We start from the raw sequence: 15,227 nt of genomic DNA, 5'->3' as shown, positions 1-15,227 counted from the left end.
AAAGTATAATCTGATTAAATACGATATAATTAGATAGTATACGACATTTTATTTGAGAATTGTAGATAAAAATATATGGTTTGAAGGAGAGAGGGAGTATGAGAAGTATAAAGGCAAGAATGATGGTAGTTTTAGGATTATTGGTTTTTATTATATGTATAGGATTGGGGGCAATTTCGTTTATTAATTCTACAAGGGCATTAGAAGGAAATTTAAGTAAAACACTGCCTAAAATTGCGGAGCAAACATCAAGTAGTATTCAAAGTAAAATTGAAGGACAATTGAATTCTTTGGAAGCTATAGCTGCAATACCTGAGATTAGCGATCCCAATAATTCTTGGGAAAATAAAAAGGCAGTTCTTTTAAATGAGGTCAAAAGAACTGGTGGGGCTAAGTTTAGTATCATTGATAAAAATGGAATGAGTAAAGGGACAGACGGAACCACAAGTAATATTAGTGATAGGGAATATTTTAAAAAAGCTTTGTCTGGCGAGAGCAATGTGTCTGATCCTATTATAAGTAAAACTAATGGACAACTGATAGTTGTATACGTAGTACCTATTAAAAGCAATAATGAAATTGTAGGAGTATTGCGTCAAACAATGGATGGTAATAATCTAAGTGAATTAATTAGTAAAGTTAAAGTTGGAAAAACAGGAACTGCATTCATTATAAAAAAAGATGGAACTAATATAGCATCTCCTAATAAGTCACTTGTTACAAAAATGTATAATCCAATTGTTGCAGCGAAAAAAGATAAAAAATTACAGGCATTAGCTGAAATTGAAACGAAAATGGGAAAAGGACAAACAGGTATAGGTCAATACTACTATGGAGGTATAGAAAAATATGTAGGTTATGCTCCAGTTAAGGGAACTGGATGGTCCGTAGGAGTTATAGTTCCCAAAAATGAAATACTATCAGAATTAAACAGCCTAAAGGTTTCTGTTATAGAATTTTCTGTATTATTTATATTACTTGGCTTAGTAATAGTTTATATTATTAGTAGTAGAATATCTAGAGGAATAAAATCAACTTCAAAACACTTAGATTTACTTGCTGGAGGTAATTTGTCTAAAGAAGTTTCAGATAAATATTTACAATCAAAAGATGAAGTTGGAGAAATGACACGTTCTATGAAAAAAATGCAGCAAGCCTTAAAAGAAATGATTAGCAAAATAAAAACTAATTCTTCAAATATAAATATTCAATCGGAAAATTTATCTTCTGTTTCTGAAGAAATAGCTAGTGCATCACAAAACGTCACAGAAGCCATAAATGAGATAGCTAAGGGGACAAGTTCTCAAGCTGAGGATTTAGTAAATGTAACTGATATACTTAATGAGTTTAGTGATAAACTTTCAGGAATAGTACATGAAATACAAGTAGTTGATTCAAATTCTAGAGAAATAAGTTTAATGGCAAAAGACAGCAGCAGTGAAATGAATGTATTAAGTAATTCAGTTGTAAAGATTGGTGATTCATTTAAGAGTTTTGGTGGAAAAATTACTGGACTTGGAGAAGATATAAACAAAATAAATGAAATTACTGAAATGATAAATAGTGTTTCAGAGCAAACAAATTTGCTAGCATTAAATGCAGCTATTGAAGCAGCTAGAGCAGGGGAAGCGGGAAAAGGATTTGCTGTAGTTGCAGATGAAATAAGAAAGCTTGCTGAACAATCTCAAAATTCAGCAGAAGAAATCAGTAAGTTAATTAGTGGAATATCCCAAAATACAAATGTTATAGTACAAGATTCTAATCAAATGGATAATGAATTAAAAAATCAAGTCAATATTATAAATGGTTCAATAGCATCGTTTGAAAAAATTATAGAAGCAGTAAACGCCGTTATTCCTAAAATTGAAACTGTTAAAAAGTCCGCTGAAACTATAGAAGATGATAAAAATACAATATTAAACAGGGTAAATGATGTATCATCAGTTTCAATTGAGGTTTCAGCATCCTCAGAAGAAATTTCAGCATCTTCAGAAGAAATGAATGCTTCCACAGAAGAGGTTGCGGCATCAGCTTTAACACTGAATAACTCAACTAAGGAAATGCTTGAAGAAGTAAATAAATTTAAAATTATTGAGAAGTAAGAGCATTCTGGAACATTAAATGGCATCAATAAATCTAAGAGGAATATTTTCAAAATCCTAAGAACTTTCAATAACTTACTAGCGTTCAAACAAATTGAAAGTTCTAAGCCTTTTGAAAATATTCCTCTAAAATTTATAAGATGTCATTTAAATTGTTCCAAAACGCTCTTACTTCTCAATGTACATGGTTTTAAAGGAAAAAATTCCTCCGTGCCTACGGAATTTTGGTGTAGTGCAAAGAAATAGTTTTTAAATTATTATAATTGCTGTTTTGAGTTAGAAAATAATTATATATCGTGAAATAAAGATGTAGTAGATTAACCAAAGGTTCTTTGATTGGCACTACACTTTGCTTCGCAATATTTATTTTTATTATGTAATATATATGATTAGTGTAAATAAATTGTATAATTTCAATAATAGATTGTTGCTTTAAAATAATGTATAATGGTATTTAAACATGATTTTAGAAGTGAGGGATAAGAAATGAAAAAGACAAGAAAGCTGATTTTGGGATGTATAATAATTGCTGTGGCTGTAGGAGTTTTAATATATAAATATCATTGGTCCAATATTGATTCAAATGCATATTTATCAAGCAGTGCTAGAGGCGAAAAAAGCTTTGAAGTGTGTGATAGCAATGGCCAAGATAAGGCTAATAGTCAAAAATTTAACTTTAAAAAGTTTGATGGCAGGTGGTCTTTAATGAAGTTTACATCTAATAAAGGTAATAAAGTAAACATTATTGATAATACAAAAATTGAAGCTGGAAAGTTTTATATTGTGGTTTTAGATTCTAAGTATAAAATTGTAGCAAAAAAGAATGAAGCAAGGGATAAAGGTAATATAAAAATTACCATACCTAAAGATGGAGAATACACAATTAGAATTGCTGGTGAAAAAGCAAGTGGTAAATTTGATATAAGCGTAAATGCAAAGAAAAATGTAGATATATCACACGTAGATTTTTGGAGCTAAATATATTTAGTCGGAACTTAAAATTAATGCGAACCAACTTAATCAATTCGCAATGTTTAAGATTTGTGTATAAAATAATTTTGCGCTAAAGGAAAGATATGAAGTAGTGTCTTTCCTTTTTTAGTGCGAAAAACTATAGTGAGGAGAAATTAAATAAATATTGACAATGCTGTGATACAAATTTATAATGTGTATTGTGTGCATACTGTGTATTAAATACATTAACAGTTTGAAGACGAAAGGGAACTAAATGAATATTATTATTTCAAACGTATCTGATAAACCTTTATATGAACAAATAAAAGAACAAATAAAAGATGCAATAATTAGTGGTGAGTTAAAAGCTGGAGAAGGACTTCCATCAATTAGGACACTAGCAAATGATTTGCATGTCAGTGTTCTTACCACTAGAAGGGTGTATGATGAACTTGAATCGGAAGGATTTGTTATAACAAAAGCAGGAAAGGGATCATTTGTGGCACCAGAAAATCTTGAGCTTTTGAGGGAATCAAAAAGACGTATGGTAGAAACGAAACTTCTAGAGGCATGGGAAACTGCTAAGTCACTTGGGATTTCTAAAAAGGAATTGTATTCCATGATGGATTTATTATTTGAGGAGGAGGATGAGTGATGAAGGATATTTTAGAGGTGAATGGATTAAAAAAGAATTTCGAAAATTTTAGTTTGAAAGATGTTAGCTTTTCACTTAAAGATGGTTGTATAACAGGATTCATTGGTATAAATGGCGCAGGAAAAACTACGACTATAAAATCAATTCTTGGGCTTACAATAAAGGATGCTGGAAGTATTAAATTAGGCGGCAAGGAAATTGACCAAAATGAGAGGGAACTTAAAAATCATATAGGTGTTGTTTTAGATGATGGATATTTTTATGATGATCTTACATTAACGGAAATGAAAAATATCGTTGCTCCTGCTTACTCAAATTGGGATGAAGCAGTATTTAAAAATTACATAACTCGATTTAAGTTGACGCCTAAACAAAAAATTTCTACATTGTCCAAAGGTATGAGAATGAAATATAGCATTGCTTTGGCACTATCGCATCATGCAGATTTACTTATTATGGATGAACCTACAAGTGGTCTTGATCCATTAGTGAGAAGTGAACTAATGGATATACTTTTAGAATTTATGAAGGAAGACGGTAAAAGCGTATTTTTTTCTACCCATATTACATCTGATTTGGATAAAATAGCTGATGTGCTGATTTTAATTGATAACGGGAGAATTGTATTAAACGAAGAAAAGGACGTAATATTGGACACTCATGGAGTAGTTAAAGGTAGTAAAGAAATGCTTAATAATGATACAAGAAAATTATTTTTAAAACTTCATGAAACTAATTATAATTTTGAAGGTATTACAAATAAAAGAGAAGCTGTTCGTGATCAAATGAAAAATGTAATAATAGAAAGACCAACTATTGAAGATATTATGCTTGCGTATGTAGGAGGAGATAATGATGCTGCTTAGTATTATAAAAAAGGATTTTTTATTAATAAAAAGATATATGCTTATGTTCGTAGCCTTTATAATTGTTGAACCAATCCTCGTTAATATTTATTCAAGAGGTAACACTGCAATTTTAGGATTTTTTATGACTGTAATTATACTCGAATATGTATTAAATAGTATGGTATGGCAGCTTGAGGATAAATATAAAGGCTCAGTATTGCTTTGTACGAGTCCATATACGCGAAAAACATTAGTAAAAGCAAAGTATTTATTTGTTTTTGTAATTTTTATTTGTAGCTGTATTATTTATTCAATTGTATCATTTATGGCGCCTGTTAATATGATTAAAATAAATATTTTTGAAATTGGAATATCGCTTTTAATTGTAGCTATTTTTTTTGATATTGTTATACCTGCTTTGTATAGATTTGGCTTTATAAAATTAAGAAATATATTAGTTATAATTATTTGCATTATACCAATTACTGGAGGATATATATCCAAGTGGCTTCAAGCTAGTAATATTAATTTTCAGTATATCACTTCATTGCCAAGTATAGTACAAAATTTAGGACCTTATATTATTACTTTAATAATTACGCTTATCTCTATGACCTTGTCAATCAATATTTATTCGAAAAAAGATCTTTAATTTAGGGGGAAATTCAAATGAAAACTTTTATTTTTCTTATAGGTTTTTTAGTTATGGTAGCTGTAATTAGCAGAATATTTAATATACTAAGAAAGCATAAATAATTCTATAGATAGACAACTTGAAAATTGCAAGTTTGAAGTTTATCCTAACAAATTACGATTTAACTCAGAGTACAAAGTACAGAGTACAGAGTACAATGAAGGACGATTTTTCTCCGTTAGCACTACGAAAAATCTGAAAACTTATTTTTTTATTGCTGCGCAATCGCGCCACTGATGGTGCTCAGCGAAGCTGACACCATTTAAGTTTAAGATTTGCCTGAGTAAAACGAAAGGTAAATCATCCTTCTTTGTACTTTGTACTCTGCTTCAAAAATTGTAATTTAACAGGATATACTTCATATTTGCAATTTCGCTGTTTCAAGTTGAATATATATAATAAATGTTTTAAGGCGGAGGGAAATCTTCGTCTTGTTTTTATTTATGGGGGAAAAAGTTTTAAAGAAACGTATTCACCAATATATTACACTAATATGCCGCATATGACACAATTAAATACTATATGATATAATACAGAGGAAAAATATAGATAATTGTAGACAATTAGGGGGAGAAAATATGAAAAGCATAAAGACAAAGTTAATGGTATTTTTAGGTTTATTAGTATTAGGTGTGTGTATAGGTTTAAGTGTGATTTCATTTATAAATTCCAAAAGTGCACTTGAAGGTAATTTGAGTAAAACGCTTCCGGAAATTGCAATAGAAACAGCAAGCAGTGTTCAAGGAAGAGTTGAAGAAAAATTAAATGCAGTGGAAGCTGTTGCAGCACGACCTGAAATATATGATATTAATAACTCATGGGAAAGCAAAAGAGCAGTACTTTTAAATGAAATTAAGAGAACTAAAAGCAATGATATGGCTATTGTCAGTAAAAATGGAATTTGCAAATATTCAGATGGAACGACTAAGGATATCAGCGGCAGAGCATATTTTAAAAAAGCGTTGGAAGGGATAAGTAATGTATCAGATCCAATAATAAGTAAAGCTGATGGAAAATTAGTAGTTGTTTATGCTGTTCCTATTAAAAATAACAATGAAATTGTAGGGGTATTGATTCAAATAAAAGATGGAGAAAATTTGACAGGATTGGTTAGTCAGGTAAAAGTTGGCCAAACGGGTAATGCTTTTATGATATCAAAGGATGGGACAACTATTGCTCACACAGACAAAACTATGGTTACAAACATGTATAATGTGTTTAATGAGTTAAAAAAGAATTCTAAATTGCAAAAATTGGCAGATATTGAGAAGCAAATGACATTAGGAAAAAAAGGATTAGATGAATATGTTTATAATGGAACTGATAAATTTGTAGCCTATGCCCCAGTTAAGGGATTGGGATGGTCTGTAGCAATTGCTGTACCTAGAGATGAAATATTGTCGCAACTTAATAGTTTAAAGATTTCTGTTGTAGGATTTTCTATACTATTTATATTAATAGGAGCAATAATAGTTTATATCATTGCTAGTAGTATATCTAAAGGTATAAAGTCAACTTCAAAACATTTAGAATTATTAGCGGAAGGTGATTTATCAAAAGAGGTTTCGCCTAAATATTTTCAATTTAAAGATGAAATAGGAAATATGACACATTCAATGAAAATGATGCAAGAGTCATTAAAAGTAACGATTAGCAAGATAAAAGTAAATTCTCAAAATATTGATGAGCAATCAGAAAACTTAGCATCAGTATCAGAAGAAATGGCAAGCTCTTCACAAAATGTTACTGAAGCAATAAGTGAAGTTGCAAAAGGTACAAGTTCTCAGGCTGAAAATTTGATGAATGTAACTGAAATACTTGATAAATTTAGTGATAAGTTATCAGAGATGGCTGATGGAATACAAGCTGTAGATACTAGTGCTAGAAAAATAGATTTAAAGGCAAAGGATAGCAGCAGTGAAATGTTAAGATTAAATAAATCGGTGACAAAAGTTGGCGGTTCCTTTAAAGCTTTTAGTAAAAAAATTATTGGTCTTGGAAAAAATGTGAATAAAATAAATGAAATTACCAATATGATAAATGATATTGCAGAGCAAACAAATTTATTAGCATTAAATGCAGCCATTGAAGCAGCGAGGGCAGGTGAAGCTGGAAAAGGTTTTGCAGTGGTAGCGGATGAAATTAGAAAACTCGCTGAACAATCACAAGAATCTGCAGGAGAGATTAATAAATTAGTTAATGAAATATCGCAGAATACAGATGTTATAGTTGAGGATTCTGTTAAGATGGATGATGAATTAATAGGTCAGGTTAAAATTATAAATAGTTCTATAGCAGCTTTTGAAAAAATTATAGAAGCAGTAAATGATGTAATTCCAAAGATTGAAATAGTGAAAAATTCAGCTGAAGATATAGATAAAGATAAAAACAATATTTTAAATAATGTAAATGATGTTTCGTCAGTTTCAACTGAGGTTTCAGCTTCCGCTGAGGAAATTTCTGCATCTTCAGAAGAAATGAATGCTTCAACAGAAGAAGTTGCAGCATCAGCATTAACACTTAATAACTCAACTAAGGAAATGCTTGAAGCAGTAAATAAATTTAAAATCTAAAATTATTGCGAACATTTATGTCGCGATTGCGTAAGTAATCAAAAAATAAGTTTTAAGATTTTCTGAAGCAAAGTGGAAGAAAATCATCCTTCACTGTACACTGTACTCTGTCAGCTGTACTCTGGTTATAGCTCCCTTACACATATATTTTTCTAATATACTATTTCATATTACACATTTTTCATAGCTGATATACATAATTATAATAGTAATTGAAAGTAAATTACAAAAGAGTTACAATTGTGTATATAATGGTAAATAATTGATAAGAGGGTTGGTGCACTAAGATTGCTTAATATGTAATTTAAAATTATTGCGAAGCTTTAATCAAAGTACAGAGTACAGAGTACAAAGTACAGTGAATGATGATTTTCTTCCGCTTTGCTACAGAAAATCTTATAACTTATTTTTGATTGCTTACGCAATCGCATCACACTGCTGTCAGCGAAGCTAACAACAGTTAAGTTTAAGATTTACCTGACGCAAGGAAAGGTAAATCATCCTTCTTTGTACTCTGTACTTTATACTTTGTACTTTGAATAAGTGTTCGCTATATTTAAGCTTTATGCATAAAATAATTTAGTGCAACATTCCCTGATATGATTACATTATATGAAGGGGGAAGAATTATTTATGGAATTGAAGGAAAATTTGGAGAGAGCAGCTAAGCAAACAATTATCAATAAAATTGTTGAATATCTAGATAAGAATCCGGAAGAAAATGTTGACAAGATATTTAATGCAATTCGATTTTTAACAAAGGATAAGTCAGCTTTAGCACAGATTGACCATGTTTATAGTTACTATAAAAATGACAGTACTAAACATGATTTTATTCAGGATATTTTAAAAAATACTGATACTAAATGTTTAAAGAAATTCTTTACTAATTTTTTCGCTAATGCTAATTGGTATGCCGGACCCAAAAGGCAAAAATATCTAGACAAAGAGGATACAAAAATTCCATTTGTTATGCTAATAAGCCCATCCATGAGATGTCCACTTCATTGTAAGGGATGCTATGCTTCAAGTTTTAGCAAAAAAGATGATATACCACCTGAAGAAGTCGATAGAATAATAGGGGAAGCAAGAGATCTCGGGATTTATTATATTATAATACTTGGCGGAGAGCCATTTTTTAATGATTACTTGCTAGATATATATGAAAAATATGATGATGTAACCTTTACGCCTTTTACAAGTGGACTTCTTTTGAATGATAAAATAGCAGACAGGCTTAAAAAATGTGGAAATGTCATACCTATGCTTTCAATTGAAGGTTTTGAAGAAGATACCGATGCAAGAAGAGGTAAGGGAACATATAAAAAAGTTTTGAAAGCTATGGAGCTGCTTCATGAAAGAGGAATCTTGTTTGGAGTATCTTCAGCGGTTACAAGAACTAACATAAATACAGTATTAAGCGATGAATTTACAGATATGCTCATTGAAAAAGGTTCAAAAATGAGTTGGTATTTCTTATTTATGCCAGTAAATGGAGAAGATAATGATTTTGATATGATGCTTACAGCAGAGCAAAGAGATTTACTAGGCAAAAGATCAAGAGAAATAAGAGCATCAAAGCCATATTTTACAATAGATTTCTTTAACGATGCACCATATGTCGGAGGGTGTATTGCAGGTAAATACTATTTCCACGTCAATTCCAAAGAAGATGTTGAACCATGTATATTTTCTCATTTTTCAACAGTCAATCTAAAAGGTAGGCATCTAATAGATGCATTCAGAGATCCTTTCTTTAAGAAATTAAGATCAATTCAACCATATAACAAGAATATGTTAAGACCTTGTATGATGATAGATAATACAGATGTTATACTTCATGTTTGTAAAGAAACAGGAGCTAAACCTGATGATAATGGTGCAGAAAAGATGCTGCATGATAAAGAATTTCATGAAAAGATAACAAAAAGTGCAGAAGAGTTTAAACCATATGCAGAAAAAGCTTGGAAAGAAGTTTTTAATGAAAAGGGAAATGATAATTTTTCAAGAGGATAATACAAAATAAAATGCTGTGTTTTAAATAAGTGTGAAAATCAACACTTACTTAAAACATAGCCCAATAAAAAGATTTTCTGTGGTGAAATGAAAACGAATTATTATTTTGAATTAGTTAAAAAAACGAATTAGTGAAAGATTATGTCTAAAAACGTAAAATATTTAGATATTCTACAATTTTCTTGGTATAAACAATTGGTATAGTGGTAAGACCATTTGAAAGCAAAATATTAACGAGTTACAATTACCTATGTAATTATCTATTAAATACTGTATTTATTTACTTAAAGAGGAGGAATTACTTATGGAGTTAAAAGATAATTTGGAGAAAGTAGCTAAGCAAACAATTATTAACAAGATTGTTGAATATCTAGATAAGAATCCGGAAGAAAATGTTGACAAGATATTTAATGCAATTCACTTTTTAACAAAGGATAAGTCATCATTGGCGCAGATTGATCATGTTTATAATTACTACAAAAATGATAATACTAAACATGATTTTATTCAGGATATTTTAAAAACTACTGATACTAAATGTTTAAAGAAATTCTTTACCAATTTTTTCGCTAATGCTAATTGGTATGCTGGACCCAAAAGACAAAAATATTTGGATGAAGAAGATACAAAAATCCCCTTTGTTATGCTTATAAGTCCATCCATGAGATGCCCACTTCATTGTAAGGGATGCTATGCTTCAAGTTTTAGCAAAAAAGATGATATACCACCGGAAGAGGTCGAGAGAATAATAGGAGAAGCAAGAGATCTTGGCATTTATTATATTATAATACTTGGCGGAGAGCCATTTTTTAATGATTACTTGCTGGATATATATGAAAAATATGATGATATAATGTTTACACCTTTTACTAGTGGACTTCTTTTGAATGATAAAATAGCAGACAGGCTTAAGAAGTGTGGAAATGTCATACCTATGCTTTCTATTGAAGGCTTTGAAGAAGATACAGATGCAAGAAGAGGTAAGGGAACTTATAAAAAGGTTTTGAAAGCTATGGATTTGCTTCATGAAAGAGGAATTTTGTTTGGTGTATCTTCAGCGGTAACAAGGACTAATATAAATACTGTATTAAGCGATGAATTTACAGACATGCTTATTGAAAAAGGTTCAAAAATGAGCTGGTATTTCTTATTCATGCCGGTAAATGGAGATGATAATGATTTTGATATGATGCTTACAGGAGAGCAAAGAGATTTACTCGGCAAAAGATCAAGAGAGATAAGGGCATCAAAACCATATTTTACAATAGATTTCTTTAACGATGCACCATATATTGGAGGGTGTATTGCAGGTAAATACTATTTCCATGTCAATTCTAAAGAAGATGTTGAACCATGTGTATTTTCTCATTTTTCAACAGTTAACCTAAAAGGCAGGCATCTAATAGATGCATTTAGAGATCCTTTCTTTAAAAAATTAAGATCAATTCAACCATATAACAAAAACATGCTAAGACCTTGTATGATGATAGATAATACGGAGGTTATTCGTCATGTTTGTAAAGAAACCGGAGCTAAGCCTGATGATTCTGGTGCAGAAAAGATGCTTCATGATGAAGTATTCCATGAGAAGATAACAAAAAGTGCACATGAATTTAAGCCATATGCAGAAAAAACTTGGAAAGAAGTTTTTGATGAAAAGGGTAATGATAAATTTTCAAGAGGATAATACTTTAAGGCAGAGTACAGATGACAGAGTACAGAGTACAGTTAAGGGTGATTTTCTGTAGCAAAGCTACAGAAAACCTTATAACTTATTTTTGACTGCTTACGCAATCGTGTCATAACTGTTATCAGCGAAGCTGATAACAGTTAAGTTTAAGATTTACCTGACGTAAGAAAGGCAAATCATCATTAACTGTACTCTGTCATCTGTACTCCGTACTCTGCATAAAGTTTCCCCAGTTTTCCATTCTATTAAATATAGGATTAGATGACATAAAGTATACTATTATTGGAGCATAATTTAAGCTAGGATGTGCTCTAAAAAGTTTTCTATCCCCATATCTTATAGCCTCTAAGGCAAGTGGCAATTCTCGTACAAATATATAGTTTCTTATAGCTGTTCCAAGGTAGCCGAGCTCATCATCTAACTGTAAGTGAATATAATAAAGATAATTTTTTCTTATTTTAATCCATTCACCCAAAACCTCATCCTTCTTAGAAGTAGTCTTATCATATGCATATTTTAATCCAATTGTTAAAAAAAGCTCAGCAGTTATATCAGAATGGGTAAGTGTATACCTCCTGGGAATAATAGGATTTACAGGAGTAACACCGTCTCTAAATTCTACTGAAAGTTTTTGAGGGTTTAATCTTGCCATTTATCTTCTCCATACATAATATTTTATAGATATACCAGTTGAAAAGTTGAAGTTGCAAATACAAATTCTTTCCTTTTAAATTACAATTTAACTCAGAGTACGGAGTACAGAGTTCAGAGTACAACGAAGGATGATTTTTCTCCGCAAGCGTAGAAAAATCTAAAAACTTATTTTGTTATTGCTTACGCAATCGCGCCGTATATGGCGTTCAGCGAAGCTGAAACCATTTAAGTTTAAGATTTACCTAAGCAAAGCGAAAGGTAAATCATCATTCATTGTACTCTGTACTCTGTCATCTGTACTCTGCTTGATAAATTGTAATTTATAAGGATGAATTTGATATTGGCAATTTCAATTTTTCAAGCAATGTATCAATATTAGTATATGATTTCCCACATATTATGTAACAATAAGGTTTGAAAAAAAATATACTAATGTAGAAACAGTGAAAATTCTTATACAAGGTGGAGTTTATATGGCAGTAGTAAAAAAAATAATATGTAGGGAAGAATTAATAAAAAAAAAGGTAATAACTAAAAATGCTATTTTACCAAATGATAAATATGTATTTTTAAAAGGAGTTGTTTACACCTTTCATGGAACGCCCTTGCCTGATGCAGCAATAGATATAGTACAAATTAATACTAATGTAAATCCAATACAAATAGTAGAAATTGGAGTGACTTTTGCACGAGAGGATGGTTCTTATGGAGTTCCGATTTTATGGGGAAAAGGCTATTATTACAGGATAACAGCATATTCTCCAGCATAGTTGTTGGTTAAAAAGAGTAACAAAATTATTGCACAATAATATAATAATATTGCAACAAGAAATGCTAAAAATATATTGAAAAGGGGAAATACAAGTATGGCTGTTAATAATAATAACTATAGACCAAAGGCTAAGTCTGTTACTGCAAGTGCTGCAGTTTCAGGTAAGAGTCTTACTGTAAATCTTACTGCAACTTCATGGGGCTTATTTCTTTTAAATGGTGTTGCACAAACTCCTGGTGGAACTGCATTACCATCTGGTGGTGTTAATGTCTGGATAAGTAATGCTTTAACAACTGGACCAGCAACCTACACTACTTTCGCAGATGAATTAGGTTATTACGGTGTTACTATTAAAGCAAATGTTCCTTATGTTGTTAAATACTTTACTAAGTAGTTAGTGTAAAGTTATTTAATATAATGTAGTAACAGTGGAGCTGACACACAAATTATTTAATATGTAATATTTAGAGTTGTGTATAAAATAATTTTGTGTGACAGCTCTTTTAGATATATAGAGAAAGTTTATAAGGGGATAATATGGAAAAGGTTAAAACCTTAGATGGTTATTATGTATATAAAATAAAAAAAGAAGAAAAATCATTTTATTTGGCAGATAAAAATAATTATAAAAAAGATATAGATAATTTATTAGCAAAAATAAATGATATTAAATTTGATTCGGTAATTATTATTTTCGGTATTGATACAGGCGAATATTTAAATAAGCTAAGAAGTTTACTGTGTGATAGAAACAAAGTATTGATTTTTGAACCTAATGAAGAAGTATTTAATGCAAATAAGGCTTGCATTAATAGTGATAATATTAATTTAATTTTATATGATAAGACTAGCATTAAAGAAATTTTAGCTAGTGTAATAAATAATATTAATTTCAATAAATTATATGTAAATGTTTTTGGAAATTATGAGAAAGCGTATAAAGAAGAATATAATACCTTTATAGAAAATTTAGATTGTGTTTATTACACAGCAAGTGCAGCAATAACACTTGCATATAGGTTTAAAAAAGTATTTCTTAAAAATTTAATAGCTAATTTAAAGGTTTTAAAGGAAGTAACGTCTCTTAATTTATATGAAAATATAAACAAGGATATTCCAGCAATAATAGTGTCAGCAGGTCCATCTTTAGATAAAAATTTGAATGAGATGGTTAAACATAAGAAGAAGTTGGAAAAATATTTTGTAATAGCAGGCAGCAGAACATTAGATGCAATGATGAAAAAAGGAATAAAGCCGGATATGGTTGTATCTATAGATCCTGTAGATGATAATTATGAGATGATGAAAGATTATTTAGAAGAGGATATACCTTTAGTGTTTTATGAGTATAGTAATAGATATTTAATAAGAGATTACAAAGGTAAAAAAATATTTCTTTCATCAGTACTGGTAAATACAATACCAGAATTACATGAGCTTAAATCACCGTACTTGGGAGGCTCAGTAGCTCATACTTGTATAGATATTGCAAATGTTATGGGGTGCTCTCCCATAATACTGGTTGGCCAAGATTTAGCTTTTACTTATAATAAATACCATTCTGATTTAGCTAATTTTGAGGTCGATAAAAAAAATAATTATGATGCTAGTTTTGTTGTAGATGATATATATGGTAATAAGGTAAAAACCAATTCAACCCTTAATTTATTTAGGGAGAGAATGGAGGAATATATAGAAGCTTGTAGGAAATTTAGTGAGGTTGAATTTATTAATGCATCTTATGGCGCGGAAATTAAAGGAGCACCTCACGAGGAATTGAGCGAAATATTTAAAATATATAAGGGCAATGATGGAAAGAAGAATTATATTGAAGATAAATGTATAGAAATAGATGAAGAAGCAGTAATTTATGAGATATTGGGATATATTGAAGGCTGCAATTTAAAAGCAGAAGTTGGAGAAAAGCTATGTAAGGAATTATTGTTAAATAAATTCGATAAATCTTTAATGAATATGGCTGAGGATGATGAAGATCTTGAAAAATTTATTAGGGTTATGGCGATTATAAAAGAATTTGAAACATCTAAGAGAAGACTTTATCTAGGTGGATATATTAATAAATTCCTATTTGACATTAAAGAGGGGAAATTTAATATGTATGCTAAAGATTATGCTTCGTTAACTTCTAGTTTAAAATATCAAAGTGAATGCTTTTTATCATATTTTAAGGGTATGAAGGAATTCATTATAGAGGCTAAGAAGTTGATAATAGAAATATTAGAAGAATTTTATTTTTAATATTGATGGA

At 30.1% G+C, this 15,227-nt stretch carries 12 protein-coding genes; 11 read left to right on the top strand and 1 reads right to left on the bottom strand.

The genetic code is table 11. From position 1 onward, the window contains the following. Positions 1-98 precede the first annotated feature (98 nt). The 8 genes from CUEA01_RS16905 to CUEA01_RS16870 all read left to right on the top strand — a co-directional run bounded on the left by CUEA01_RS16905 (position 99) and on the right by CUEA01_RS16870 (position 11,529). The gene (locus CUEA01_RS16905; RefSeq protein WP_234122929.1) at positions 99-2,102 is read left to right on the top strand and encodes a methyl-accepting chemotaxis protein; all 2,004 of its coding nucleotides are present in this window, start codon (positions 99-101) and stop codon (positions 2,100-2,102) included. 486 nt (positions 2,103-2,588) lie between these two features. After that, a complete protein-coding gene (locus CUEA01_RS16900; RefSeq protein ID WP_234122928.1) occupies positions 2,589-3,080 on the top strand; it encodes a hypothetical protein in 492 nt (163 codons plus the stop codon). Positions 3,081-3,330: 250 nt separating this feature from the next. Beyond that, positions 3,331-3,711 carry a GntR family transcriptional regulator gene (locus tag CUEA01_RS16895; RefSeq protein WP_234122926.1) on the top strand — a complete coding sequence of 127 codons (381 nt, stop codon included), beginning with the start codon at positions 3,331-3,333 and terminating at the stop codon, positions 3,709-3,711. Beyond that, a complete protein-coding gene (locus tag CUEA01_RS16890) occupies positions 3,711-4,577 on the top strand; it encodes an ABC transporter ATP-binding protein (RefSeq protein ID WP_234122925.1) in 867 nt (288 codons plus the stop codon). The genes CUEA01_RS16895 and CUEA01_RS16890 overlap by 1 nt, the downstream gene beginning before the upstream one ends. Beyond that, positions 4,567-5,211 (top strand): ABC-2 transporter permease, encoded by a 645-nt coding sequence (locus CUEA01_RS16885; protein WP_234122924.1) that lies wholly within the window; start codon positions 4,567-4,569, stop codon positions 5,209-5,211. The genes CUEA01_RS16890 and CUEA01_RS16885 overlap by 11 nt, the downstream gene beginning before the upstream one ends. Positions 5,212-5,831: 620 nt before the next feature. Continuing rightward, complete coding sequence (locus CUEA01_RS16880; RefSeq protein ID WP_234122923.1) at positions 5,832-7,826, top strand: methyl-accepting chemotaxis protein; 1,995 nt, start codon at positions 5,832-5,834, stop codon at positions 7,824-7,826. Positions 7,827-8,459: 633 nt separating this feature from the next. Continuing rightward, on the top strand, positions 8,460-9,842 hold the full coding sequence (locus CUEA01_RS16875) for a radical SAM protein (RefSeq protein WP_234122922.1): 1,383 nt from the start codon (positions 8,460-8,462) through the stop codon (positions 9,840-9,842). A 304-nt stretch (positions 9,843-10,146) separates the two neighbouring features. After that, positions 10,147-11,529: a radical SAM protein gene (locus CUEA01_RS16870; RefSeq protein ID WP_234122921.1), complete on the top strand. Its 1,383-nt coding sequence runs from the start codon at positions 10,147-10,149 to the stop codon at positions 11,527-11,529. 199 nt (positions 11,530-11,728) lie between these two features. On the opposite strand, the gene CUEA01_RS16865 is transcribed toward CUEA01_RS16870, so the two are convergent. Next, the gene (locus tag CUEA01_RS16865) at positions 11,729-12,184 is read right to left on the bottom strand and encodes a staygreen family protein (protein WP_234122920.1); all 456 of its coding nucleotides are present in this window, start codon (positions 12,182-12,184) and stop codon (positions 11,729-11,731) included. A 475-nt stretch (positions 12,185-12,659) separates the two neighbouring features. Between CUEA01_RS16865 and CUEA01_RS16860 the strand changes: the two genes are divergently transcribed. The 3 genes from CUEA01_RS16860 to CUEA01_RS16850 all read left to right on the top strand — a co-directional run bounded on the left by CUEA01_RS16860 (position 12,660) and on the right by CUEA01_RS16850 (position 15,217). After that, positions 12,660-12,956 (top strand): hypothetical protein, encoded by a 297-nt coding sequence (locus CUEA01_RS16860; protein WP_234122919.1) that lies wholly within the window; start codon positions 12,660-12,662, stop codon positions 12,954-12,956. A gap of 96 nt (positions 12,957-13,052) precedes the next feature. After that, a complete protein-coding gene (locus CUEA01_RS16855) occupies positions 13,053-13,352 on the top strand; it encodes a hypothetical protein (protein ID WP_234122917.1) in 300 nt (99 codons plus the stop codon). A gap of 143 nt (positions 13,353-13,495) precedes the next feature. Further along, positions 13,496-15,217 carry a motility associated factor glycosyltransferase family protein gene (locus tag CUEA01_RS16850; protein WP_234122915.1) on the top strand — a complete coding sequence of 574 codons (1,722 nt, stop codon included), beginning with the start codon at positions 13,496-13,498 and terminating at the stop codon, positions 15,215-15,217. The last annotated feature ends 10 nt before the right edge of the window (positions 15,218-15,227 follow it).

Origin of the sequence: Clostridium hydrogenum (assembly GCF_021432385.1) — a bacterium.
Classification (GTDB): domain Bacteria; phylum Bacillota; class Clostridia; order Clostridiales; family Clostridiaceae; genus Clostridium_S; species Clostridium_S hydrogenum.
This window is presented reverse-complemented; position numbering and strand designations above follow the sequence as displayed.

What these genes read in the sequence shown, in the direction of transcription:
- CUEA01_RS16900 (WP_234122928.1), top strand. Translation starts at nt 2,589, where the DNA reads ATGAAAAAGACAAGAAAGCTGATTTTGGGATGTATAATAATTGCTGTG.
- CUEA01_RS16870 (WP_234122921.1), top strand. Translation starts at nt 10,147, where the DNA reads ATGGAGTTAAAAGATAATTTGGAGAAAGTAGCTAAGCAAACAATTATT.
- CUEA01_RS16860 (WP_234122919.1), top strand. Translation starts at nt 12,660, where the DNA reads ATGGCAGTAGTAAAAAAAATAATATGTAGGGAAGAATTAATAAAAAAA.
- CUEA01_RS16885 (WP_234122924.1), top strand. Translation starts at nt 4,567, where the DNA reads ATGCTGCTTAGTATTATAAAAAAGGATTTTTTATTAATAAAAAGATAT.
- CUEA01_RS16905 (WP_234122929.1), top strand. Translation starts at nt 99, where the DNA reads ATGAGAAGTATAAAGGCAAGAATGATGGTAGTTTTAGGATTATTGGTT.
- CUEA01_RS16890 (WP_234122925.1), top strand. Translation starts at nt 3,711, where the DNA reads ATGAAGGATATTTTAGAGGTGAATGGATTAAAAAAGAATTTCGAAAAT.
- CUEA01_RS16895 (WP_234122926.1), top strand. Translation starts at nt 3,331, where the DNA reads ATGAATATTATTATTTCAAACGTATCTGATAAACCTTTATATGAACAA.
- CUEA01_RS16865 (WP_234122920.1), bottom strand. Translation starts at nt 12,184, where the DNA reads ATGGCAAGATTAAACCCTCAAAAACTTTCAGTAGAATTTAGAGACGGT.
- CUEA01_RS16880 (WP_234122923.1), top strand. Translation starts at nt 5,832, where the DNA reads ATGAAAAGCATAAAGACAAAGTTAATGGTATTTTTAGGTTTATTAGTA.
- CUEA01_RS16875 (WP_234122922.1), top strand. Translation starts at nt 8,460, where the DNA reads ATGGAATTGAAGGAAAATTTGGAGAGAGCAGCTAAGCAAACAATTATC.
- CUEA01_RS16855 (WP_234122917.1), top strand. Translation starts at nt 13,053, where the DNA reads ATGGCTGTTAATAATAATAACTATAGACCAAAGGCTAAGTCTGTTACT.
- CUEA01_RS16850 (WP_234122915.1), top strand. Translation starts at nt 13,496, where the DNA reads ATGGAAAAGGTTAAAACCTTAGATGGTTATTATGTATATAAAATAAAA.